This is a genomic window from Streptomyces sp. SM18 (genome assembly GCF_002910775.2).
GTDB classification, from domain to species: domain Bacteria; phylum Actinomycetota; class Actinomycetes; order Streptomycetales; family Streptomycetaceae; genus Streptomyces; species Streptomyces halstedii.
Map to the genome: position 1 here is coordinate 1,272,249 of NZ_CP029342.1, position 22,837 is coordinate 1,295,085.

18 protein-coding genes and 1 pseudogene are annotated in these 22,837 nt (G+C 73.0%); 4 read left to right on the forward strand and 15 right to left on the reverse strand.

Annotated elements, in window-relative coordinates; genetic code table 11:
• Positions 1 to 176: 176 nt before the first annotated feature.
• The 4 genes from ald to B9S64_RS05580 form a co-directional block, all read right to left on the reverse strand.
• The gene (ald, locus tag B9S64_RS05565) at positions 177 to 1,292 is read right to left on the reverse strand and encodes an alanine dehydrogenase (protein ID WP_103488583.1); all 1,116 of its coding nucleotides are present in this window, start codon (positions 1,290 to 1,292) and stop codon (positions 177 to 179) included.
• Between the two features lie 141 nt (positions 1,293 to 1,433).
• Positions 1,434 to 3,506 carry an ATP-binding protein gene (locus tag B9S64_RS05570; RefSeq protein WP_103488580.1) on the reverse strand — a complete coding sequence of 691 codons (2,073 nt, stop codon included), beginning with the start codon at positions 3,504 to 3,506 and terminating at the stop codon, positions 1,434 to 1,436.
• 188 nt (positions 3,507 to 3,694) lie between these two features.
• Positions 3,695 to 4,321, reverse strand: a complete 627-nt coding sequence (locus tag B9S64_RS05575) for an NUDIX hydrolase (RefSeq protein ID WP_103488581.1) — start codon at positions 4,319 to 4,321, stop codon at positions 3,695 to 3,697.
• Between the two features lie 78 nt (positions 4,322 to 4,399).
• A complete protein-coding gene (locus tag B9S64_RS05580) occupies positions 4,400 to 6,070 on the reverse strand; it encodes a CTP synthase (RefSeq protein ID WP_093531433.1) in 1,671 nt (556 codons plus the stop codon).
• A 451-nt stretch (positions 6,071 to 6,521) separates the two neighbouring features.
• Here B9S64_RS05580 and B9S64_RS05585 point away from each other — a divergent pair, with 451 nt between their 5' ends.
• On the forward strand, positions 6,522 to 8,324 hold the full coding sequence (locus B9S64_RS05585) for a glycoside hydrolase family 15 protein (RefSeq protein ID WP_103488582.1): 1,803 nt from the start codon (positions 6,522 to 6,524) through the stop codon (positions 8,322 to 8,324).
• A gap of 152 nt (positions 8,325 to 8,476) precedes the next feature.
• Here the strand turns inward: B9S64_RS05585 and B9S64_RS05590 are convergent, their stop codons facing one another.
• From B9S64_RS05590 to B9S64_RS05600, 3 genes and pseudogenes are all read right to left on the reverse strand, one after another.
• A complete protein-coding gene (locus B9S64_RS05590) occupies positions 8,477 to 9,568 on the reverse strand; it encodes a glycosyltransferase family 4 protein (RefSeq protein ID WP_109491979.1) in 1,092 nt (363 codons plus the stop codon).
• Positions 9,569 to 9,762: 194 nt separating this feature from the next.
• Positions 9,763 to 9,912: pseudogene (locus B9S64_RS05595) on the reverse strand (recombinase family protein); the annotation flags it as partial.
• A 168-nt stretch (positions 9,913 to 10,080) separates the two neighbouring features.
• Positions 10,081 to 10,881 (reverse strand): AraC family transcriptional regulator, encoded by an 801-nt coding sequence (locus B9S64_RS05600; RefSeq protein ID WP_103493929.1) that lies wholly within the window; start codon positions 10,879 to 10,881, stop codon positions 10,081 to 10,083.
• A 161-nt stretch (positions 10,882 to 11,042) separates the two neighbouring features.
• Between B9S64_RS05600 and B9S64_RS05605 the strand changes: the two genes are divergently transcribed.
• Positions 11,043 to 12,515 carry an MFS transporter gene (locus tag B9S64_RS05605; protein WP_103493928.1) on the forward strand — a complete coding sequence of 491 codons (1,473 nt, stop codon included), beginning with the start codon at positions 11,043 to 11,045 and terminating at the stop codon, positions 12,513 to 12,515.
• Between the two features lie 113 nt (positions 12,516 to 12,628).
• Here B9S64_RS05605 and recN read toward each other — a convergent pair whose 3' ends face one another.
• The 4 genes from recN to B9S64_RS05625 all read right to left on the reverse strand — a co-directional run bounded on the left by recN (position 12,629) and on the right by B9S64_RS05625 (position 16,583).
• Positions 12,629 to 14,374: a DNA repair protein RecN gene (recN, locus tag B9S64_RS05610; RefSeq protein WP_103493927.1), complete on the reverse strand. Its 1,746-nt coding sequence runs from the start codon at positions 14,372 to 14,374 to the stop codon at positions 12,629 to 12,631.
• Positions 14,375 to 14,448: 74 nt separating this feature from the next.
• Positions 14,449 to 15,369, reverse strand: a complete 921-nt coding sequence (locus B9S64_RS05615; protein ID WP_103493932.1) for an NAD kinase — start codon at positions 15,367 to 15,369, stop codon at positions 14,449 to 14,451.
• A 74-nt stretch (positions 15,370 to 15,443) separates the two neighbouring features.
• Positions 15,444 to 16,259, reverse strand: coding sequence for a TlyA family RNA methyltransferase (locus tag B9S64_RS05620; protein WP_028443868.1), 816 nt, complete (start codon positions 16,257 to 16,259; stop codon positions 15,444 to 15,446).
• 24 nt (positions 16,260 to 16,283) lie between these two features.
• Entirely contained in the window at positions 16,284 to 16,583 is a 300-nt protein-coding gene (locus tag B9S64_RS05625) for a hypothetical protein (protein ID WP_103493926.1), read from the reverse strand.
• Between the two features lie 42 nt (positions 16,584 to 16,625).
• On the opposite strand from B9S64_RS05625, the gene B9S64_RS05630 reads away from it, so the two are divergent.
• On the forward strand, positions 16,626 to 16,979 hold the full coding sequence (locus B9S64_RS05630; RefSeq protein WP_103493925.1) for an SCP2 sterol-binding domain-containing protein: 354 nt from the start codon (positions 16,626 to 16,628) through the stop codon (positions 16,977 to 16,979).
• 39 nt (positions 16,980 to 17,018) lie between these two features.
• Here the strand turns inward: B9S64_RS05630 and B9S64_RS05635 are convergent, their stop codons facing one another.
• Together B9S64_RS05635 and B9S64_RS05640 are read right to left on the reverse strand one after the other, a co-directional pair.
• On the reverse strand, positions 17,019 to 17,822 hold the full coding sequence (locus tag B9S64_RS05635) for an ABC transporter ATP-binding protein (protein ID WP_103493931.1): 804 nt from the start codon (positions 17,820 to 17,822) through the stop codon (positions 17,019 to 17,021).
• A gap of 194 nt (positions 17,823 to 18,016) precedes the next feature.
• Complete coding sequence (locus tag B9S64_RS05640) at positions 18,017 to 19,048, reverse strand: HAD hydrolase-like protein (protein WP_103493924.1); 1,032 nt, start codon at positions 19,046 to 19,048, stop codon at positions 18,017 to 18,019.
• Positions 19,049 to 19,115: 67 nt separating this feature from the next.
• On the opposite strand from B9S64_RS05640, the gene B9S64_RS05645 reads away from it, so the two are divergent.
• Positions 19,116 to 20,447, forward strand: a complete 1,332-nt coding sequence (locus tag B9S64_RS05645) for a DUF1015 family protein (RefSeq protein WP_103493923.1) — start codon at positions 19,116 to 19,118, stop codon at positions 20,445 to 20,447.
• A gap of 94 nt (positions 20,448 to 20,541) precedes the next feature.
• Here the strand turns inward: B9S64_RS05645 and B9S64_RS05650 are convergent, their stop codons facing one another.
• Positions 20,542 to 21,360: a tetratricopeptide repeat protein gene (locus tag B9S64_RS05650; RefSeq protein WP_103493930.1), complete on the reverse strand. Its 819-nt coding sequence runs from the start codon at positions 21,358 to 21,360 to the stop codon at positions 20,542 to 20,544.
• Entirely contained in the window at positions 21,360 to 22,790 is a 1,431-nt protein-coding gene (locus B9S64_RS35385) for a hypothetical protein (protein WP_219963720.1), read from the reverse strand. The genes B9S64_RS05650 and B9S64_RS35385 overlap by 1 nt, the downstream gene beginning before the upstream one ends.
• Between the last annotated feature and the right edge of the window lie 47 nt (positions 22,791 to 22,837).

The following is a 22,837-nucleotide window of genomic DNA, read 5'->3' on the forward strand; positions in this document are numbered from 1 at the left end:
CCTGTCAAGAGTGCACGGCACCCGGCATGGGACTTTCCCCGGGGTGCAAAAAGGGTAGAGGGTTACCTCTCCGGCGAGTTGGCGGGGGTCACCTCCGGGGCCCGGCACACCTCCGGCCGGATCTCGCGGTGCGAGGTCCGGCCGGACGCGTGAGGTTGACGGAGGGTGTTGACCGATCAGCCGAGAAGCGTGCCGAGTTCGACGTGGTCGAGCCCGTGGGCCTCGGCGACCTGACGGTAAACCACTTGACCGTCATGGGTGTTGAGGCCCTTGGCCAGTGCGGGGTCGCGGCGCAGCGCCTCGGCCCAGCCCCGGTCGGCGAGCTCCAGGATGTAGGGCAGCGTGGCGTTGGTGAGCGCGTACGTCGAGGTGTTGGGCACCGCGCCGGGCATGTTCGCCACGCAGTAGAAGACCGACCCGTGGACCGTGAAGGCCGGGTCGGCGTGCGTGGTCGGGCGGGAGTCCTCGAAGCAGCCGCCCTGGTCGATCGCGATGTCGACAAGAACACTTCCGCTCTTCATCCGGGAGACCAGCTCGTTGGTGACCAGCTTCGGCGCCCTGGCGCCGGGGATCAGCACGGCGCCGACGACGAGGTCGGCCTCGACGACCGCGCCCTCCAGTTCGAGGGCGTTGGAGACGACGGTGCGCACCTTGTTCCCGAAGATGCGGTCGGCCTCGCGCAGCTTGTTGATGTCCTTGTCGAGCAGCGTGACGTGGAAGCCGAGTCCGACGGCGATCTGCGTGGCGTTCCAGCCGGAGACACCGCCGCCGATGACGACGGCCCGCGCCGAGCCGGTACCGGGGACACCGCCGGGCAGCACCCCGCGCCCGCCGACCGAGCGCATCAGGTGGTACGCGCCGACCTGCGGGGCGAGCCGGCCCGCGACCTCGGACATCGGGGCGAGCAGCGGCAGCGCGCGGTTCGCGGTCTCGACGGTCTCGTACGCGATGGCGGTCGTGCCCGACGCGAGCAGGGCGTCGGTGCAGGCGCGGGACGCGGCCAGGTGCAGATAGGTGAAGAGCGTCTGGCCCTTGCGGAGGCGGTGGTACTCCTCGGCGACCGGCTCCTTGACCTTGAGCAGCAGGTCGGCGGCGGCCCAGACCTCGTCGGCGGTGTCCAGGATCCGGGCGCCGGCGGCGAGGTACTCCTCGTCCGGGATGGAGGAGCCCTCACCGGCGTGCCGCTCGACGAGGACCTGGTGGCCGTGACGGACGAGTTCGTGCACGCCGGCGGGTGTGATCGCCACCCGGAACTCGTTGTTCTTGACTTCGCGGGGGATGCCGACCTTCACGTCGATCACGGTCCTTGGCTCGGAGATGGCTGGGGCATGCGGGAGGTGCCCGAAGGAACCCAGCTCGATGGAAGCACCGCAGGGATACGCGGCGCAATCATCATTAATGAAGGACTTCCCGCTGTCTAGCCTTACAAACCATTATTTTTCCGAGCGGGTACTGTTGGTTTCGTAGGCCTCACGGGCGGCACCCAGCAGATTGTCGGCCACCGCCCGGTGCAGCCGGGCGGCCGCGGGGTCACCGAGCCGGTCCAGCGTGTCCGCCAGCCTGAGCTGGAGGGCCGCCTGGAGACGTACGTCACCCGTCCCGCGCGCCAGCTCGACCGCCTCGCGGCAGGTGTGCAGCGACTCCTGCGGCCGTCCCGCGTACTCCTGCACCCTGGCCGCCTCGCTGAGCGCCCGTGCCTGGGCGGCGGTGTCACCGAGCCTGCGGTGGCCCGACGCCGCGGCCCGCCAGTTCCGCAGGGCCTCGCCGTAGCGCCCCTGGTAGGTGTGGACGGCGCCCAGGCGCCCGTACAGCCGGGCCGCGTCCGCCCGCTCCCCGTGGGCGAGCCGCTGCGCCAGCGCCCGGCCGTACCAGTCCGAGGCCCTGCTGAAGTCGCCCAGCTCGGCGTGGGCGCCGGCCACCGACTCCATCGCGCGGCCGGTCGCGTAGAGGTCCTTCGCCTCGCGCCCGGCGTCCAGCGCCGCCCGGTAGCGGGCCAGCGCCTCCTCGGTGCGGCCGGTCCGGGCGTCCAGGTCGGCGAGGTTGAGCAGGGCGGCGGCCTTCTCCCGGGGCAGATCGCGCCGCTCGGCGACGTCCAGGACCAGCCCGTGCAGTCCGTACAGCTCCGGCGCCGCGTCCTCGGTGCCGCGGTGCACGGCCAGGGCACGCACCAGTGCGGCCACCAGCCGGCGGGCCAGGGTGTCCAGCTCCCCGTCCCGCACGGCCATCCGGGCGGAGGCCAGCAGCGCCGGCTGCCGGGTCCGCAGCCACTCGGCCGCCGCCTCGGGGCCGGGGAAGCGCAGGGAGCTGGGCAGCCCGGCGAGCTTGCGGCGGCCCGGGGAGCCCTCGGGGTCGGTGACCGCCCGGCAGGACTGGAGTTGGCGTACGGTCCGCTCCAGCATCCGGGCCCTGGCGAGCTGGACCTCGGCCGGCCGGTCCAGCTCGTCCAGCAGGGACCGCAGCAGCGGGGCCAGGCAGCCGGGCACCTCGTACTGGGGGCGGGCCGCGCCGTTCGTGCGGAGCAGCCCGAGCCGGACGAACTCCTCCAGGGTGGTGCGGGCCACCGAGACCGAGCATCCGGCCAGCGCGGAGGCGGTGTGGGCGTCGGCCAGCCCGGCCGGGGCGAGCGCGAGCAGCCGCAGTGTCCGGGCGGAGGCCGGCGGCAGCGAGGAGTGGACCAGGTGCAGGGCGCGGGCCGACGGGCGGGCACCGAGGGGGAGTTCGCCGTGGTCCGGCAGTTCCCTGAGCCGCTTGGTGACGTCCGCGACGGAGGCCCCCGGACGGGCCGCGAGCCAGCCCGCGACCAGGGTCAGGGCGGCGGGCTGCCCCCCGCACTCCTCGCTGAGCGTCTCGGCGGCCCTCGGGTCCACGGTGATGCGGACCTGGCCGACGGTACGGGCGAGCAACTGGACGGCGGCGCCCGCCTCCAGGCCGCCGAGGGTGCAGGGGCGGACCCCGGGGATGCCCGTCAGCGGTCCGGTGGAGGTGGCCACGACCAGGCAGTCGGGGTTGTCCGGGAGCAGCGGGTCGACCTGCTCCGCGTCCACGGCGTCGTCGAGCAGGATCAGGGCCCGCCGGGTGGCGAAGGCCTCGCGGACCATCTCGGAGAGTTCGTCCTCGTCGGCGCCGGGCGGCGCCACGGTGCCGAGCCGGTCGAGGAGTTCGCGGGCGGTGCGCTCTCCGGGGACCCGTTCGCCCCCCGGTTCGGTGAGCGGGACCCGGAAGACCCCGTCGGGGTAGTCCCCGGGTTCGGTGAGCCGGCGGGCGAGTTCGGCGGCGAGCGCCGTGCGCCCGGATCCGGGCCGTCCGGCGATCAGCAGGACCCGGGCGCGGGCGGCCTTGCGGCCGGCCAGGGTGTCCAGTCCGGCCCGCCCGATGTCCGCCTGAAGGGCTTTCAACTCCCGTTCACGGCCGAAGAATCGGGGCGGTGTGGCACCTGACGGCTCGTCAGCCGCCGCTGTCCTGGCCACTTCGGCCGGGCTGCTGGTGTCCACCGCCTGATCGGTCACGGGCCACGCTCCACTTCACTGCACGCGGTTGCCCGCCGGAACTCCGGCCGGGCCCTTTCGAGCGTAGTTCAGTGGAGCGGACGATCAGGGTCGAGCGCGGCGGCCGCGTCCCTCGATCGGATCAGCCTTTCGTACGACAGGACCCTCGATCGGCCCCGATCGGCCCCGCCCCGTCCTCGGTCCGGCCCTCAGGACTCGAACGGCCGGGCCGGCCAGGGTGCGTCGGCCGGGCGCAGCGCGTCCACCCCGTCGCCGGCGAGCGCGGCGCCGAGCGCGAGGACACCCACGGCCAGGCAGCTGTTGTGCAGGTCCCCGGCGAGCACGCCCCGTACCAGCTCCTCCAGCGGCACCCGGGCCTGCTCCATGTCGGCCTCCTCCTCGGAGACCTCGAAGCGCTCGCCCTCGGCCTCGGAGAGCTCGCGGGCCAGGAAGACGCGGACGGCCTCGTCACTGCCGCCGGGGGTGGTGAAGATGTCGGCCAGCACCCGCCAGTCCTCGGCCTTGACGTGGGCCTCCTCGTACAGCTCCCGCTGCGCGGCGTGCAGCGGGTTCTCGCCGGGCACGTCGAGGAGTCCGGCGGGGATCTCCCACAGCTTGTGGCGCACCGGGTGCCGGTACTGCCGCAGCACGAGCACCCGGCCGTCGCCGTCGAGCGCGAGGACGGCCACGGATCCGGGGTGGACCTGGTAGTCGCGGCCGTGGACGCTGCCGTCGGGCATGACCACGTCGTCGGTGCGGACGCTGGTCTTGTTGCCGGTGAAGGGGGTCACCGACGCGGTGACCCGCCACTCCTCGGGGGTGTCCTGGAAACCCATCTACGTCCTTCCACGAACGAACGAAAACCGGGGCACCGATCCCTGGGAAGGATCCGTACCCCGGTCAACCGTATCGCCTTACGCGTCGGCGCCCGTCCCGCGCGCCGCGACCTGGCGCTCCACGGCCGCCTTCACCAGACCGGCGAAGAGCGGGTGCGGACGGGTCGGGCGGGACCGCAGCTCCGGGTGCGCCTGGGTGGCGACCAGGTAGGGGTGGGCCTCGCGCGCGTACTCGACGTACTCGACGAGCTTGTTGTCCGGGGAGGTGCCGGAGAAGACCAGTCCGGCCTTCTTCTCCAGCTCCGCGCGGTACGCGTTGTTGACCTCGTAGCGGTGGCGGTGGCGCTCCTCGACGTAGGGCTCGCCGGCGTACGCCTCGCGCACGAGGGAGCCCTCGGCGAGCTTGGCCGGGTAGAGGCCGAGCCGCATGGTGCCGCCGAGGTCACCGGCGCCCTCGACGTACGCGAGCTGCTCCTCCATCGTCGAGATGACGGGGTGGGCGGTGGCGGCGTCGAACTCGGTGGAGTTGGCGTCGGTGATGCCGGCGAGGTTGCGCGCGGCCTCGATCACGATGCACTGGAGGCCGAGGCAGAGGCCGAGCAGCGGCACCTTGTTCTCACGCGCGTACCGGATGGCGCCGACCTTGCCGATCACACCGCGCTCGCCGAAGCCGCCCGGGATACAGATCGCGTCGACGTCGCCGAGCTGCTCCTCGGCGCCCGCGGGGGTCTTGCAGTCGTCGGAGGCGACCCACTTGACGGCGACGCGGGCCTTGTTCGCGAAGCCGCCGGCGCGGATGGCCTCGGTGACCGAGAGGTAGGCGTCGGGCAGGTCGATGTACTTGCCGACCAGGGCGACGGTGACCTCGTGGTCGGGGTTGTGGACGCGGTCCAGCAGGTCGTCCCAGGTGGTCCAGTCGACGTCGCGGAAGGGCAGGTCCAGCTTGCGCACGACGTAGGCGTCCAGGCCCTCGGTGTGCAGGACCTTGGGGATGTCGTAGATCGAGCGGGCGTCGGGGCAGGCCACCACGGCGGTCTCGTCGACGTCGCACATCAGCGAGATCTTGCGCTTGATGGCGGTGGGCACCTCGCGGTCGGCCCGCAGCACGATGGCGTCCGGCTGGATACCGATGTTGCGCAGAGCCGCGACGGAGTGCTGGGTGGGCTTGGTCTTCAGCTCGCCGGACGGGCCGATGTAGGGCAGCAGCGAGATGTGCACGACGAAGACGTTGTCGCGGCCGACCTCGTGGCGGACCTGGCGGACCGTCTCCAGGAAGGGCAGCGACTCGATGTCGCCGACCGTGCCGCCGACCTCGGTGATGACGACGTCCACGTCGTCGGTGGCCATGCGGCGGATGCGGTGCTTGATCTCGTTGGTGATGTGCGGGATGACCTGGACGGTGTCGCCGAGGTACTCGCCCCGCCGCTCCTTGGCGATGACCTGCGAGTAGATCTGGCCGGTGGTGACGTTGGCCGAGCCGTCGAGGTCGACGTCGAGGAAGCGCTCGTAGTGGCCGATGTCCAGGTCGGTCTCGGCGCCGTCGTTGGTGACGAACACCTCACCGTGCTGGAAGGGGTTCATCGTGCCGGGGTCGACGTTGAGGTAGGGGTCGAGCTTCTGCATGGTGACCCGCAGGCCACGCGCCTTGAGCAGGGCACCCAGGCTGGAGGCAGTCAGACCCTTGCCGAGGGAGGAGGCGACACCCCCGGTGACGAAGATGTGCTTGGTCGTCGTGGATGTGGGCTGCATAGCCAAAGGGGGCTCCCGTGGTCGCGATCGTGAGGTGCGTACCGGCAGGCCGCTCGGAGAGTCCGGGGTGCCGTCGCTGCGGTTCGGGGGCCTCGTCCACTGTCGGGACGACCACCGGTCCACGGGCTACCAGGGTATCAGCGACGGAGAGGGGGTGCTTCCGGCCATGCCCGTCACGCGAAGTCCGCCGTGCCCGTCACGCGACGGTCACAGGGTCACCGCACCTTCTTTACCTCACCGAGGTGTGACGTGGACAACATATGAACAGCGTCGCGCGGATCTTCGTAGTGCGTCGTATCCTGCTCGGACACTCGCTGCCGAGTCGGCCGGCCCAGCGGCATCACCCCAGCCCGCTACACCCGCGCAAGAGCTCGTCGGTTTTCTTACAACGACCCCTTGACCAGCAGTTAGCGCCCCCACGGGGCGACTGGCCGTTCGACTGGAGATACACGTGGCCGGGCGCATCGAGGATTACGCACTCATCGGAGACATGCAGACCGCCGCCCTGGTCTGCCGGGACGGCACAGCAGACTGGCTGTGCCTGCCCCGCTTCGACTCGCATGCCATTTTCGCCGGGCTTCTCGGCACCGAGGAGCACGGTTTCTGGCGACTGGGACCCGCCCGCCCGGAAGGGGCCGAGCCTCCGGCCGCCGACCGGCGCCGCTACCGAGGGGACTCACTCGTCCTCGAATCGGAGTGGGACACCTCACGCGGCACGGTCCGGGTGACCGATTTCATGCCGCCGCGTGACGGCGCGCCCCAGCTGATCCGCATCGTGGAGGGCGTGAGCGGCCGTGTGCCGATGCGCTCGGAACTGCGCATGCGCTTCAGCTACGGGCGGGTCACCCCCTGGGTGCACAAGGTGGACGGCCGTACGGTCGCCGTCGCGGGCCCCGACTCGGTCTGGCTGGACACCGAGGCCGAGACGTACGGGCAGAACCTCACGACGTACGCGGACTTCACGGTGGCCCCCGGCGACCGGGTCGCCTTCACCATCAGCTGGCAGCCCTCGCACCACGAGCCGCCCGCCCTGCCGGACCCGGAGGGGTCCCTGGAGGCGACGGAGCAGTTCTGGCGGGAGTGGGTCGAGCAGTGCACGTACCACGGCCCCTACCGGGAGGCGGTGGTCCGCTCCCTGATCACGCTGAAGGCGCTCACCTACGGGCCGACCGGCGGCATCGTGGCGGCCCCGACGACCTCGCTGCCGGAGGAGATCGGTGGCGTACGGAACTGGGACTACCGCTACACCTGGCTGCGCGACGCGGCGATCACCCTCTCGTCGCTGCTGCGCACCGGGTACCGCGAGGAGGCCCGCGCCTGGCGCGAGTGGCTGCTGCGGGCGGTCGCGGGCGACCCGGAGAACCTCCAGATCATGTACGGGATCGCCGGTGAGCGTGAGCTCGGCGAGGCGGAGCTGGACTGGCTGCCGGGTTACGAGAACTCCCGCCCGGTCCGGGTCGGCAACGGCGCGGCGAACCAGTTGCAGCTCGACGTGTACGGCGAGGTCACCGAGGCGCTGCACCTGGCGCACATGACGGGCCTGACCCGCAACGACTACGCGATGGGCCTCCAGCTCAAGCTGATCGAGTACCTGGAGAAGCACTGGGACGAGCCGGACGAGGGCATCTGGGAGGTGCGCGGCCCGCGCCGGCACTTCGTGCACTCCAAGGTGATGGCCTGGGTCGCGGTGGACCGCACGATCAAGCTGATCGAGTCGGGTGACGCGGAGGGGCCCCTGGAGCGGTGGCACCAGCTGCGCGACGACATCCACCGCGACGTGTGCGAGCGGGGCTACGACAAGGAGCGCAACACCTTCACCCAGTCCTACGGGTCGAAGGAGCTGGACGCCTCCCTGCTGCTGATCCCGCAGATGGGCTTCCTGCCGCCGGACGACAAGCGGGTCATCGGCACGATCGAGGCGATCCAGCGTGAGCTGTCCACCGAGGACGGCTTCGTGCTGCGCTACCCAACCGATGGCGCCGAGGCCGGTGTGGACGGCCTGGAGGGCGACGAGGGCGCGTTCCTGGCCTGTTCGTTCTGGCTGGCGGACGACCTGGCGATGATCGGGCGGGTCGACGAGGCGCGACAGCTCTTCGAGAAGCTGCTGTCCCTGCGCAACGACCTGGGCCTGCTGGCCGAGGAGTGGGACTCCCGGCTCCAGCGCCAGGTGGGGAACTTCCCGCAGGCCTTCAGCCATGTCCCGCTGATCGACACGGCACTGCGGCTGACGGCGAGCGGGGCGTACGTCGGCTGACCGGAAAACATGACGGCCCCGGTGGCCCGGCGGGCATCTGTCCACCGGGCTCGCCGGGGCCCACCGCTCGCCGCGGGCGGGCTCCGGGGCGGGTCGGCGAGGGGCGCGGGGCCGGGTGCGCGCGGTGGGCACCCCGTCAGGTCAGGTCCGGGTCACTCTCGGCCGGCCACCGACAGCGGCTGGGCCAACTCGTCGTAGACGGACAGCACATGGGCGACGGTGTCCTCCTCGGTGGGCCACCCGGCCGCCTGCCGCCGTCCCGCCCCGGCGAGCTGTTCCCGGCGGCCCGGATCACCCAGCAGCCGCAGCACGGCACCGGTGAGCGCCGGGGCGTCCCCGTACGGCACCAGTTCGGCGGCCTGCCCGACGAGATCGCGCAGGGCGCCGGACCCGGCGGCGACCAGGGGGACTCCGAGCCGCAACGCCTCCCGGGCCACGGCGGGCCGGCCGTCCTCACGGCCGGGCACCACGGCGAGGTCGGCGGCGGCGAGCAGTTCACCGAGGTCGTCCCGGCGGCCGGTCATGACCACGGGCAGCCCTTCGTCGACGACCCGGTGCCGCAGGGCCTCCTCCTCGCGCCCCTCCCCCGCGACGACCAGCAGCGGTACGGGGTCCAGCTCACGCCACCCGTGTACGGCGTCCAGCAGCGTATGGTAGCCGTGGTGCGGTGCGAGGACACCGGCGGAGACGAGTAACGGCCGCCCCACCGCCCCCAGTTCGGCCCGCGCCTTGCCGCCGTGGACGAGGGTGGGCCGGCCCGGCGGCAGCGCGGCGGGAGCGAGCCGGGCGTCCCGGGCGCCGCGCAGCCGGGCCCGGTCGACCAGCTCCGACGACGTACCGAGCACCACGGCGGCGGCGCGGTTGGCCCGTCGCTCCAGCAGGTGCAGCACCCGGCGGCGGGCTCCCTCGGCGTGGGCCCGGTGGTGCCAGGTCATGACGAGCGGGGTGCTCCGGCCGCTCAGCGCGAGCCCGGCGCGGACGGCGGCGTGCAGTCCGTGCGCGTGGACGACGTCCGCGTCGGCGCAGGCGGCGCGCAGGGCGACGACGGAGGCGGGGTCGCCGCGCCGGGGTACGGGGGTGAAGCGCGCGCCGGTCGCGGGGAAGGTCCGGGCGTGCTCGCCGTCGGCCGGGGCGCAGACGGTGACCTGCACCCCTCGCGCCACCAGACCCGTGGCGAGCGAGGTGACATGAGCGCTGCTTCCGGCACCGCCGCCCAGTACTTGGACCGTACGCAGCTGTGACACGTCGAATGGCTCCCCGGGGCTCCCGAGTCGGCGGAATGTACAGCGTCAAGGATGCCAGTCCGTACGCACGTTCCGGGACCGGAGAAACGTTGCTCCTCTCCGCGTCCCGACGACAGACAGGACCACCCCACTCGTTCGAGTGAGTTCAGAGGCCGAAAGCTGACGGTCTGTCGTCCTGCCCGTCGTTTCGACCGTCAACCGCCGGTGGTTGTGGAGGCGTGCGTGTCGAGCGCCTCGTGCGGCGAGGTGAAGCCGACGCCACGCTTGCGCAGGCCGGACACCATCGCGATGAGGTCGTGGACAGAGCGGCCGAGCCGGTCCAGTGACGGGACGACGAGGGTGTCGCCCTCGCGCGCGCCGCCACGTACCGATCGTGCTCATCAAGCGGTCGGCAGATGAACACGGCTCATTGTTCGTATGCGGCTGGGAGCGCTGACGACTCGACTGCTCCGGCCTGCCGTCCGCGGGAGGTCGCGGCGGGTACCGGGCTCAGGGTCCGAACCCCGCGGTGGTCATTCATCGGCGGCGCTCGTAGCGGATGCCTCGAATGAAGCGTCGCCGTTGAGGTAGCGCCCCGGGGAAGTGCCGACGGTTCGACGGAACGCGGCGAGGAAGGCGCTCGGTGTCGCGTATCCCACCGTGTGCGCGACCCGGGAAACGGGCTGGCCCTCGGCGAGCAGAGGAAGCGCGGCGCGCAGCCGCACATGGGTACGCCAGCGGTCGAAGTGCATGCCGGTGTCGTCGGCGAACAGCCGGGTCAGGGTGCGTCGGCTCACGCCGACGGTCCGTGCGTACGCCTCAAGGCTCCGTGAGTCCGCGGGGTTGGCGAGCAGCGCGTCGGCCACGGCGCGCACGCGGTCGTCGGTCGGGTGCGGGACATCGATGGGGGTGGTCGGCAAGGGGCGCAGCAGGTCCAGGACGACGGCCTCAGCCCGTAGCCGTGGGTCATCGTCGAGGGCTTCGCGGCTGAGGTAGGCGATGAGGTGGGCCAGCAGCCCGTCGATGCCGACCGGCGTGGGGTCCGCCCAGTCCAGGTCGCATCTGTCCGGTTCGAAGTAGAGGCTGCACAGCACCGCCTCGCGGGTCGCGCCGGTCCGGTGGACCACCCCCGCGGGCAGCCACAGCGCCCGTGTGGGTGGCAGGACCCAGTAGGCGTCGTCGACGGCGACGCCCAGCACACCGCGCCGCGCCCAGGCCAACTGGTGCTGTGGGTGGCTGTGCGGGATGAACCACTGCCCGTACGCCAAAGGAAAGTTCCCGACGACGATTGCGCCCGCCCCGGGCGGGACGGCTCCCACGACGGCCTTGGTCATGGCCCCAATCTATGTCCTCGATGCGATATGACATGGCCTGGTAGCGCATCGCGGCCGGCGCAGCCAGTGCATAGCGTCATGCGTATGCCGATCGATCACCCACCGCGCCGCGGGCGCCACCGCAGTTCACCAGGGCCGTTCACGGGGACAGGACGCCCGGTATGACGTCGGCACCAACCACAGTCATCGCCCACGCCCTTGGGCGCCGCGGACCGGCCCTGGTGGTGCTGTGTTTCGTACAGTTCATGCTCGTCCTGGACGACAACGTGGTGAGCGTGGCGCTCCCCAGCATGCGGAAGGATCTCGGCTTCAGCACCGTGGGCCTGGCCTGGGTCGTCAACGCCTACTTCCTCGCCTTCGGCGGGCTGTTGCTGCTGTTCGGCCGCATGGCCGACCTGCTGGGCCGCAGGCGCGTCTTCCTGACCGGTGTGGTGCTGTTCGGCGCGGCGAGCCTGATCTGCGGGCTCGCGCAGGAGCCCTGGCAGCTCGTGGCCGGACGGTTCGTCCAGGGCGCGGGCGCGGCCATGGCCAGTCCGGCCGCGCTGGCGCTGATCACGCTGCTGTTCCCCAGTACCGAGGAGCGCGCCAAGGCGTTCGGCATCTGGGGCGGCATCGCGGCTCTGGGCGGCACGACGGGCCTGGTGATCTCCGGTGCGCTGACCGGCCTCGCGTCCTGGCGCTGGATCTTCCTGATCAACCTGCCGGTGGCCCTTGCAGCCGTTGTGCTGCTCCCGCGCCTGGTCCCCGAGAGCCGGGCCGGACGGCCTGGGCGCCTCGACGTACCCGGTGCGGTACTCGGCACCGGTGCCCTGGTGTCCCTGGTCTACGGACTGCTCCGGGCCGGGGAGTCGGGCTGGGGCGCTACGGCCGCTGTCGGCCCCCTGCTTCTGGCCGGGTTTCTGGCCGTCGCCTTCGTCGCGGCCGAGGCACGGACCGCCGAGCCGCTGGTGCCGTTGTCGTTCCTGTCCTTCCGCGTCCGCGCCGTCGCCAATGGAGCGACCCTGCTGTTCTCCGCCGCCATGTACGCGATGGCCTTCCTGTTGATGGTGCACATGCAGACCGTGCTGGGCTACCCCCCGCTCACGGCCGGCGTCGCCTATCTGCCCTACGGCACCGGCATCCTTGCGGGCATGTGGCTCTCCTCCCGAGCGGTGGTCAGGCTCGGCGTGCGCCCGGCCCTCGTCATGTCGTTCCTGATCAGCGCGGCCGGACTGCTGCTGCTGTCCGGCGTGGCACCGAGCGACGGCTACGCCTCCGGAGTGCTGCCCGGCATGCTCGTCACCAGCCTCGGATGCGGACTGAGTCTGCCCGCCCTGACCGTCGCCGCGCTCACGGGCACCACCGAGGAGAACGCCGGACTCGGCTCAGCCGTCCTGAGCTCCGTTCAACAAGTCGGCGGCGCCGTGGGGGTGGCGGTGCTGGTCGCTCTGGCTTCGCGCCGCAGCGACGCCCTGGCCGCACAGGACGACCCCCTGCGCGCCGCGACGGAAGGCTTCTCACTCGCACTCACCGTCGCGGCCGCCCTCCTCACGCTCGGCGCTGTCCTCATCGGCATCTTGCTCGGGAAGAGCCGGCGCCCAGAAGATGCGCTCGACGCCGCAGAAACTCCAGCCACCAACGCGAACCCTACGTAGCCACCACTTCGGGCGACCCCTGTCGGTACGTGCCTGCCTCACCCGGCAGCTGCCGGGCGTCTGCCGATGTACGAGGCCCGGGAACAGTGGCCGCGGCGAGGTGCGGACGGGCGCTAGCCGTCCGCCCGCGCGGCGGCCAGCAGTTCCTCGGCGTGGGCGCGGGCCGTCTCCGAGTCCTCCTGCCCGGCCAGCATCCGGGAGAGCTCCCGCACCCGGTCCTCGCCCTCCAGGATCTTGACGCCGCTCCGGGTCACCGAGCCGTCCACGGTCTTCTCGACCAGCAGCTGCCGGTCGGCGAAGGCCGCCACCTGCGGCAGGTGCGTGACCACCACGACCTGCGCGGACCGGGCCAGCTTGGCCAGCCGCCGGCCGACCTCGACGGCCGCCTTGCCGCCGACTCCCGCGTCGACCTCGTCGAAGAGGTACGTCGGCACGGGGTCGGACCCCGCGAAGACCACCTCGACGGCGAGCATCACCCGGGACAGCTCACCGCCCGACGCGCCCTTGGCGATCGGCCGGGGCTGTGCGCCGGGGTGCGGGGCCAGCAGGAGTTCGACCTCGTCGGCCCCGGCCGGTCCGTAGACGACGCAGCGTCCGCCGACGTCGATACCGGACGTCTCGTCCGCGGCCTCCGTCTGCCGGACGGCGAACGAGACCCGGGCGTGCGGCATCGCGAGCGAGGCCAGCTCCCCGGTCACCGCCTCGGCGAAGCGGGCCGCCGCCTCCGTACGCGCGTCGGTGAGTGCCTGCCCGAGCCCGGACAGCTCGCCGCGCAGCGTGTCCCGCTCCGCCGTGAGCTCCCCGATCCGGTCGTCGTCGCCCTCCAGCTCGGTGAGCCGGGCGGCGCTCTCCTGGGCCCAGGCGAGCACGGCGGTGATGTCCTGGCCGTACTTGCGGGTGAGCGCGGTGAGCGCGGCGCGGCGCTCCTCGACGGCGGCGAGCCGGAGCGGGTCGGCGTCCAGCTGGTCGGCGTACCCGGCGAGTTCCCCCGCCACGTCGGCCAGCAGGATCGAGATCTCCCCGGTCCGGTCGGCGAGCGCGGCCAGGGCCGGGTCGTGGGCGCGTACGGCGTCCAGGGCCCGCCCGGCGGCCGCGACCACCGTGGTGGCGTCCACGGCCTCCGCGTCCTCCGGGTCGCCCGCGAGGGCGGCGTGCGCGAGGGCCGCCGCGGAGGCGAGGGCCTCGGCGTGGCCGAGCCGTTCGGCCTCGGCGGCCAGCTCGGTGTCCTCCCCGGGCAGCGGTTCGACGGCCGCGACCTCGTCGAGGCCGAAGCGCAGCAGGTCCGCCTCCTGGGCGCGCTCGCGGGCGCGTACGGTCAGCTCGTCCAGCTCCGAGACGACCGCGCGCAGCCGCCGGTAGGCGGAGGTGTAGGCGGCGAGCGGCACGCTCACCCCGTCGCCCGCGTACCGGTCGAGTGCCTGGCGCTGGCGGGCGGGCTTGAGCAACCCCTGCTGGTCGGTCTGGCCGTGGACGGCGACGAGGTCGTCGGCGAGTTCGGTCAGGACCCCGACGGGCACGGATCTGCCCCCGAGGTGGGCGCGGGAGCGTCCCTCCGCCGAGACGGTGCGGCTGATGATGAGCGCCCCGTCCTCGACCTCTCCGCCGGCCTCCTCCGCGCGCAGCGCCGCCGCGTCGCCGGGGGCCACGGTGATCCGTCCCTCGACCACCGACGCCTTGGCGCCGATCCGCACGAGGGCGGGGTCGGCGCGTCCGCCGAGCAGCAGCCCCAGGCTGGTCACGACCATCGTCTTGCCCGCGCCGGTCTCGCCCGTCACCGCGGTGAAACCGGGTGACAGCTCCACCACCGCGTCGTCGATGACCCCGAGCGACCGTATCCGCATCTCCTCCAACACGGACATGACCTTACGAGGTCCGGACCCCGCCGCGCTAACGGCCTGCCGTGCGGCACGGCGTCTCCGCACGGTGCCGGACGTCAGTGCGGGGCGCCCCGCCAGCCCTGTACGGGCAGCGCGAACTTGGCGACCAGCCGGTCCGTGAAGGAGGCCTGGTGCAGCCGTGCCAGCCGTACGGGTACCGCGCCGCGCCGCACCTCGACCCTGGCCCCGGCGGGCAGTTCGACGGTCCTGCGCCCGTCGCACCACAGCACGCCGTGCGGGGTGTGCGGCTGGACCTCCACGGCCAGCACCGAGGTGGGCGAGGTCACCAGCGGCTTGGCGAAGAGCGCGTGGGCGCTGATGGGCACCATCAGCAGGGCCTCCACCTCGGGCCAGACGACGGGCCCGCCGGCGGAGAAGGCGTACGCGGTCGAGCCGGTGGGGGTGGCGCAGACGATCCCGTCGCAGCCGAAGCCGGTCACCGGCCGGCCGTCGATCTCCAGCACGACCTCCAGCATCCGCTCGGGCGAGACCTTCTGCACGGCCGCCTCGTTGAGCGCCCAGTCGCTGTGCACGACGTCGCCGTTGCTGTGGACGAGGACGTCGATGGTCATGCGCTCCTCGACCCGGTAGGCGCGGGTGACGACCCGGTCGACGACCTTGTCCAGGTCGTCGCGCTCGGCCTCGGCGAGGAAGCCGACCCGTCCGAGGTTGACGCCGAGCATGGGGACCCCTGAGGCCCGTGAGATCTCGGCGCCGCGCAGCAGGGTCCCGTCACCGCCGAGCACGATCAGCAGTTCGCAGCCCTCGACCGCCGCGGGGGTGGCGTCCGTGACCTTCACCACCGCGGACGGCAGCGGCAGGTCCTCCGCCTCCACGGCCAGCACCCGGACGCCCAGGCCGTTGCGGAGCAGCCCCTGCACGACGAGTTCGGCGCTGCGGATCGCGGCCGGACGGCCGGTGTGGGCCAGCAGGAAGACGGTCCGGCCCGCGCCGCCCTCCTGTGCCGGACCCTCCAGCGACGGTTCGCCCTGTGCCGGGTTGCCTTGTGCCGGGTCGTCCTGTGCCGGGTCGTCTTGTGCCGGTTGTGTCGTCAACGAGGCCCCTCCGCCACTGCGCGATCGACATCCGCGGGATCGAGTTCCGGTGCCCCGGCCCGCAGCCACAGAAAGTACTCGACGTTCCCGGCCGGACCGGGCAGCGGGCTCGCGGTCACGCCCCGCACGCCCAGGCCGAGCCGCCAGGCCCGGTGTGCCACGTCCCGTACGGCTTCGGCGCGCAGCTCCGGACTGCGTACGACGCCTCCGCTGCCGAGGCGCTCCTTGCCGACCTCGAACTGCGGTTTGACCATGAGGACGAGGTCGGCGCCGGGCGCCGCGCAGCGTGCCAGGGCCGGCAGGACGAGGCCGAGCGGGATGAACGACAGGTCGCCGACCACCAGGTCGACCGCCTCCCCGTCGATCTGCTCCAGCGTCAACTCCCGTACGTTGGTGCGGTCCTTGACGGTGACGCGGGCGTCGGACCGCAGCGACCAGGCGAGCTGGCCGTAGCCGACGTCGACGGCGACGACATGGCCGGCCCCGGCCCGCAGCAGCACATCGGTGAAGCCGCCGGTCGACGCGCCCGCGTCCAGCGCCCGCCGCCCCCGGACCTCCAGGCCGAGGGGCGTGAACACGGCCAGGGCCCCCGCGAGTTTGTGCCCGCCGCGCGAGACGTACTCGGGGTCGTTGTCGTCCTTGGCGACGACGACCGCCGCACTGGTCTCGACCTGGGTGGCGGGTTTGGTCGCCCGGTTGCCGCCGACGGTCACCCGCCCCTCCGCGATCAGCTGGCTCGCGTGCTCGCGTGAGCGCGCGAGTTCGCGGCGTACCAGCTCGGCGTCGAGGCGGCGACGTGCCACTCCTGCCACGTTCGGTTCAGCTCCTGTTGGTCGTCACTGGGCGTCGGACACGGGTGCGGGCCGGGCGTCCAGAGCGGTCAGCTCGTCGCGCAGCCCACGGTGTACATCCTCGTACACCTCGCCGTGCCCGTCCGCCGGGAGGTGGTCCGCGTCGGCCAGCCGTTCCAGCCGGGCGTCCACACCGGCGTACCCGGTGGGGGTGCGCGGGACACCGAGCGGGGCGGGCGGGGCGGGTTCGTGGGAGGGCGCGGGGCCGGGTTCGGCGGCCCCGGGTGCCGCGGGGTCGGGGGCGGCCTCGGGTCTCGTGCCCGGCTCCGGCATCCAGTCGCTCATGCCGGAACGCTACCGCGAAGGGCCGGTGTACCGTCGATCACGATGGCGACCAAGGAGGAGTGCCGCAGCGCGCTCGACACACTTTCCGGCAACCTCGCGGGGGCGGACGGCGACGTACGCGGTGCCGCGGCCCTGGACCGTTCGCTGAGCTGCCACATCAGGGACCTCGATGTGACGTTCACCGGGCGGCTGGCGGACGGCCGTATCCACGTACTGGACACCTCCGAGGGGCCGCCCCGCGAGAAGGCCCAGATCAGGCTGGCGATGACCGGGGACGACCTGGTGGCCCTGGTGAACGGCGAGCTGAACTTCGCGAAGGCCTGGGGATCGGGCCGGGTCCGGCTGGAGGCGGGCTTCCGCGACCTGCTGACGCTGAGGTCGCTGCTCCGGAGCTGACGGTGGCGCCCCTCCCGCCCCGGGGGCCGCGCCCTCTCGTCAGGCGGCGGCCGCCGCGCGTTTCCTGCGGGCCGCCGGGACGACCAGGGGTGTGCCGGTCTCGGGGTCGTCGATGATCTGGCAGCGCAGCCCGAAGACCTCCTCGACCATGGCCGCGGTGACGACGTCGGCGGGGGCGCCCTCGGCGACGATCTCGCCCTGCCGCATGGCGACGATGTGCGTGGCGTACCGGGCGGCGTGGTTGAGGTCGTGCAGGACGGCGACCAGGGTGCGGCCCCGCGTCTCGTGGAGTTCGGCGCAGAGGTCGAGCACGTCGATCTGGTGCTGGATGTCGAGATACGTCGTCGGCTCGTCGAGCAGCAGCAGCGGGGTCTCCTGGGCGAGGGCCATGGCGATCCAGACCCGCTGGCGCTGACCGCCGGACAGTTCGTCCACGTAACGGCCGGCGAGTTCACCGACGCCGGTCGACTCCATGGACTCCCGCACGATCCGCTCGTCCTCGGGGGACCACTGGCGCAGCAGCCCCTGGTGCGGGTAGCGGCCCCGCGAGACGAGATCGGAGACGGTGATGCCGTCGGGGGCCGTCGAGGTCTGGGGCAGCAGGCCGAGCATCCGGGCGACCTTCTTCGCGGGGAGCCGGTGGATGGACCCGCCGTCGAGCAGGACCTCTCCCCGTTCGGGCTTCAGCATCCGCGAGAGCGCGCGCAGCAGGGTGGACTTGCCGCAGGCGTTGGGGCCGACGATGACCGTGAAGGAGTGGTCCGGGATCTCGACCGAGAGGTTCTCCGCGATGGTCCGCCGGTCGTAGCCGAGGGTCACCGAGTCCGCGGTGAGACGCTGCATGGTGGTACTCCTGGGGTCGGCGGCGGGCAGCGGCGCGGACGCGTCACCGGACCACGGCCCGGGGCGCTCGACCCACACGAGGTAAGGCTAACCTACCCATCTGTCCGGCCCGGGTGCGGCCACGGCCGACGGACGGCGGCCCGGCGATCAGCGGCCCGGCGCCCGACGGATGGCGGCCCGGCCTCGGCCCGGGATCACCCCAGTCCGAGCCGGGCGACCGGCTTCGCCGTGTCCAGCCCGCAGACACCCTCGCCCGCGTACGTCCAGGCCGCCCCGCACAGGGCCCGCAGCCCGTCCAGGGGCTTCCCGTCGCCCTCCAGCCCGAGCACGTCGTCCCGCACGGCGGCCGTCCAGCCACCGCACCGGAACGCGTCGCCCTCCACCGCCACCTCGGGCTGGCCGGTGAGCAGCCCCCGCAGGTCCCGGTCCACGTAGGTCGGCCGGTGCCGGGGCTCGGCGGCGAGCAGCTGCGCGGCGTCGGTCACCCCGGTGAGCACCAGCAGCGAGTCCACACCGCCGTTGAACGCGCCCTCGATGTCCGTGTCCAGCCGGTCCCCGACGACCAGGGGCCGCTCCGCCCCGGTCCGCAGCACGGTCTCGCGGTGCATCGGCGGCAACGGCTTGCCCGCCACCTGGGGTTCGGCGCCCGTGGCGATGCGTACGACCTCCACGGCCGCGCCGTTGCCCGGTGCGATGCCCCGGGCGGAGGGGATGGTCAGGTCGGTGTTGGACGCGAACCACGAGGCCCCGCCCCTGATCGCGTGCGCCGCCTCGGTGAACCGTCCCCACGGCAGGTCAGGGCCGCCGAAGCCCTGGGCCACCGCGGCCGGATCGTCGTCCGCCGATTCCACGGGCACCAGGCCCCGCTCACGCAGCGCGACCCGCAGCCCCTCACCGCCGACGACCAGCACACGGGCCCCCGGCGGCAACTGATCAGCCATCAGCCGGGCCACCGCCTGCGCCGAGGTGATCACATCGGCGGGCTCGGCGGGCACCCCCAGCTCGGTCAGGTGCGCGGCCACCGCGTCCGGTGTCCGCAGCGCGTTGTTCGTCACGTACGCCAGCCGCATGCCTCCGTCCCGTGCGGTACCCAGCGACTCGACGGCGTGCACGACGGCGTGCCCGCCCGCGTACACCACCCCGTCGAGATCGAGCAGGGCCGTGTCGTACGCCTTGCTCAGCGGCGTACCGCTTCCGCTCGGACGGGACCTGAACTGCTGACTCATCGCGCTCCTCTTTCCATGCCTCTCCCCCGATCATCGCGCATCCCCGGAGCGCACATACGATGCCCGGATGAACACATCAGGACGCGCCACCGACCAAGGGCTGCGGCTGATCCCCTTCCGCGGGCTGCGGTACGTCCCCGAACGGGTCGGCAGCCTGGCCGCGGTGACCTCACCGCCGTACGACGTCGTCGTGCGGCCGGACGGCCTGCACCACCTGGAGTCGTCGGATCCGCACAACATCGTGCGGCTGATCCTTCCGCAGGCGGACACCGCCACCGAGCGCAACCGGCAGGCCGCCACCACCCTGAGGCACTGGCTGGCCGACGGCGTCCTGGCCGCCGACCCCGAGCCGGTCCTCTACGTCTACGAGCAGCGCTCCGGCGATCTCCTCCAGCGCGGTGTGATCGGCGCCCTGGCCCTCTCACCCGCGTCCGAGGGGATCGTGCTGCCGCACGAGGACGTCATGGCGGACGTCGTCGCGGACCGTGCCGACCTGATGCGTACGACCGGGGCCCACCTCGAACCGCTGCTCCTGAGTTACGCCGGTGACGGCCGGCGGGCCGGGGCCACGGCGGTCATCGAGCGGGTGGTGGAGACCACCCCGCTCCTGACCACGACGACCGAGGACGGGGTCGCCCACCGGCTGTGGGCCGTCACGGATCCCGTGGAGCGGGCACGTGTCGAGGCGGACCTCGCCGGCCGCCAGGCGCTCATCGCGGACGGCCACCACCGCTGGGCGACCTATCTGCGGCTCCAGCGGGAGCACACGGGCCCCGGCCCGTGGGACTTCGGGCTGGTGCTGCTCGTGGACACGGCCCGCTACCCGCTGCGGGTGCGCGCCATCCACCGCCTGCTGCACCGGCTGCCGGTCGCGAAGGCACGCGCCGCGCTCGACGGCCTCTTCCGGGTCCGGGACGTCGAGGGACCGCTGCCCCGGGCGCTCGACGTCCTCGCCGGGGCCGCCGCGGAGGGGAACGCCTTTCTGCTCGCGGGTGACGGACGTTTCCATCTCGTGGACCGTCCCGACGCGCGGCTGCTGGAACGTACGGTGCGCGCCGACCGGCCGGCCGCGTGGCGCGAGCTGGACGCGACGGTGCTGCACTCCACGCTCCTCGACCAGGTGTGGCGGATTCCGGACGCCCCGGAGCACATCGCCTACATCCACGACACCGAGGCGGCGGTCGAACAGGCCGAGCGGAACGGCGCCACCGCGGTCCTGATGCATCCGGTCGGCGAGGACGTCGTACGGGACCTGGCTCGGCAGGGCGTCACGATGCCCCGGAAGTCGACGTCGTTCGGTCCGAAACCGGCCACCGGCCTGGTGCTGCGCAGTCTCGGAACGGACGCGGGCGGTCCGGACGTGGGTGGTTCGGAGACGGGCGGCCCGGACACGGGCTGAGGCGCCGTCACCCGCCGTCCGTGACGGGAGACGGCGAGAGGGCGGCACCCGGTTCGTTCCCCGGGTGCCGCCCTCTCGCGTACTACGTCAGTGCTCAGGCCTTCGTGGGGCCGTCCGCGTCGCCGCCTCGGTCGCTCTCGCTGTCCGCGTCGGCCTCGGAGTCAGAGCCGGAGCCGGCGTGGTCGTCGGAGGCGGAGTCGGAGTCGGCCTGGACGTCGTCTCCGGCCTTCTCGGCCTCCTCGGCACTCAGGCCGTTCGCGTCGTCCACGCCGTTCGCGTCGCCCTCGGCGTCCTCGCCCAGGGCGTCGACGAACTCCACGCCGTCGAGCTCGGCGAGCCGGTCGGAGGCATCGGTCGAACCGTCCTTGTCGGCCTCCAGGGCCTTCCCGAACCACTCGCGGGCCTCGTCCTCGCGCCCGGCCTCCAGCAGCGCGTCCGCGTAGGCGTAGCGCAGACGCGGGGTCCACGAGTGGACGGCGTTGGAGGCGAGTTCGGGGCTCTGGAGGGTGACGATGGCGGCGTCGATCTGCCCCATGTCCCGCCGGGCCCCGGCCGCGACGAGGCGCATCTCCACCTGACCGGCCTTGTCCAGCTTCTGCACCTCGGACTCACCGGCCATGGCCATGGCACGCTCGGGCCGGCCCAGACCACGCTCGCAGTCGGCCATGACGGGCCACAGTTCCACGGACCCGGTCATCCGACGCGACGCCCGGAACTCCGCCAGCGCCTCGGCGTACCTCTGGGTGGCGTACGCGGCGAAGCCGGCGGCCTCACGCACGGCGGCTACGCGTGAGGCGAGGCGCAGGGCGATGCGCGAGTAGGCGTAGGCCTGTTCGGGGTCCTCGTCGATGAGACGGGCGACCATCACGAGGTTGCGTGCGACGTCCTCGGCGAGGGTCTTCGGCAGGCTCATCAGCTCCTGCCGCACCTCCTTGTCGATCTCGTCCCCGGTGACCTCGTCCGGGATGGGCAGACGCTTGATCGGCTCACGGTCGCGGTCGTCACGGCCCTGGTAGCCCCCACGGTCATCACGCCCCCGGTAGCCACCTCGGTCGTCGCGGCCCTGGTATCCACCGCGGCTGCCGCCCCGGTCGAAGCCGCCACGGTCGTTGTCCCTGCGCGGCCCGCGGTCCCGGTCGCCGCCTCGGTCGTCACGGCGGAAGCCGCCACCCCGGCTGTCGCCGCCACGGTTGTCGTCGCGGCGGAAGCCACCGGGGCGGTCGTCGTCGCGGCGGGGGCCACGGGGCCGGTCGTCGCGGCGGTCGAAGCCGCCACCGCCACCACGGTATCCACCACGGTCGTCGTCACGGCGCGGGGCGCCGCCACGGTACCCACCACGGTCGTCGTCGCGACGCGGCGAGCGCTCGTCGTCCCTACGCGGTCCACGGTCCCGGTCGCGGTCCCGGTCGTCGCGGCGGAAGCCACCGGCGCGGTCGTCGTCACGGCGCGGGGCACGGTCGTCACGGCGGAAACCACCGCCACCACCGGTACCACCACTCCGGTTGTCGTCGCGGCGGAAGCCGCCGGGACGGTCGTCGTCGCGGCGGGGGCCACGGGGCCGGTCGTCACGGCGGTCGAAGCCGCCACCACCACGGTATCCACCACGGTCGTCGTCACGGCGCGGGGCGCCGCCACGGTACCCACCACGGTCGTCATCGCGACGCGGCCCACGGTCCCGGTCGCCGCCTCGGTCGTCACGGCGGAAGCCGCCACCCCGGCTGTCGCCGCCACGGTTGTCGTCGCGGCGGAAGCCGCCGGGACGGTCGTCGTCGCGGCGGGGGCCACGGGGCCGGTCGTCACGGCGGTCGAAGCCGCCACCGCCACCGCGGTATCCACCACGGTCGTCATCACGACGCGGGGCACGGTCGTCACGGCGGAAACCACCGCCACCACCGGTACCACCACTCCGGTTGTCGTCACGGCGGAAGCCACCGGGACGGTCACCCTCACGGCGCGGGGCACGGTCGTCACGACGGAAGCCGCCACCCCGGCTGTCGCCACCCCGGTTGTCATCGCGACGGTTCTCGTCGCGGCGGAAGCCGCCGGGACGGTCGTCGTCGCGGCGGGGGCCACGGGGCCGGTCGTCACGGCGGTCGAAGCCGCCACCGCCACCGCGGTATCCACCACGGTCGTCATCACGACGGGGAGCACGGTCGTCGCGGCGGAAGCCACCGCCACCGCCCGTGCCACCGCTCCGGTTGTCGGCACGGCGGAAGCCACCACCGGTTCCGGCGCCGGCACCACGGCCACCGTCACGGCGCGGGGCACGATCGCGGTCGCGGTCATCGCGGCGGAACCCGCCCCGGTCACCGTCGCGTCGAGGTGCGGAGGAGCGGTCGTCACGGCCTCCCCGGAAGCCGCCCCTCTCACCGTCTTCCCGGCGACGCGGC